Genomic DNA, 675 nt, shown 5'->3' on the forward strand with positions numbered 1-675 from the left:
CTTTCGAGAAACACAGACTTGCGGTCCAACACCTCAGCATCAAACACCAAGTAGCCACGCTCTTTCGCAATTTCAGCACAGCGCTTCAATGCAAATTGTTCTATCTGCTCCCATGAAACGCTCGCAGCCTCGGTGTATTCAACGTAATAGCTCATTTTATCGATTTGCAGATTTCTAAAACCTGCAGGACCACCATCAGCAGCTTGATAAGTCGTAACACATGCGCTTAGTAGAGAAGCAATCACAATCAGTAATCCGGCACGAAAACTTAGTAGCGTTTTAAACACATATCACTCCTTTCAAATTTGAGCGTCGATTACACCAGTGTTCGATCCGTCATTCAATGACATTATTACTCTGCCAAAACGAAATTGCTGCACGCAGCACATCCTCTGGAGCTTCGTTCTGAGGGTAATGCCCGATACCACTCAATTTGATCACATCTGGATTTGGCACAAGTTCCTCAAAACGTGCCGCCATATGCAGGCCAGAAATAGGATCCTCAACGCCATTGATAAAGCGTAGTGGAATTGCACTATTGACTACACTGCCAACCCAGCGCTCTCGGTGAAGCGCACGCTCATCCATATACCCCACTAGCTTAACCATGCAATGGCGACCGTTCTCACGCGCTAACAAGTTGAAATGTTCTTGCAATAAATCTTTAGGCAATTT

General features: G+C 45.3%; 2 protein-coding genes. Both read right to left on the bottom strand.

What is annotated here, in order from left to right; all coding sequences use genetic code 11:
• The coding region (locus A3739_RS00630) for a hypothetical protein (RefSeq protein ID WP_156502205.1) at window positions 1-287 on the bottom strand (287 nt) is incomplete at its 3' end.
• 49 nt (window positions 288-336) lie between these two features.
• The coding region (locus A3739_RS29080) for an alpha/beta fold hydrolase (protein WP_231876964.1) at window positions 337-675 on the bottom strand (339 nt) is incomplete at its 5' end.

This window comes from Oleiphilus sp. HI0067 (assembly GCF_001635735.1).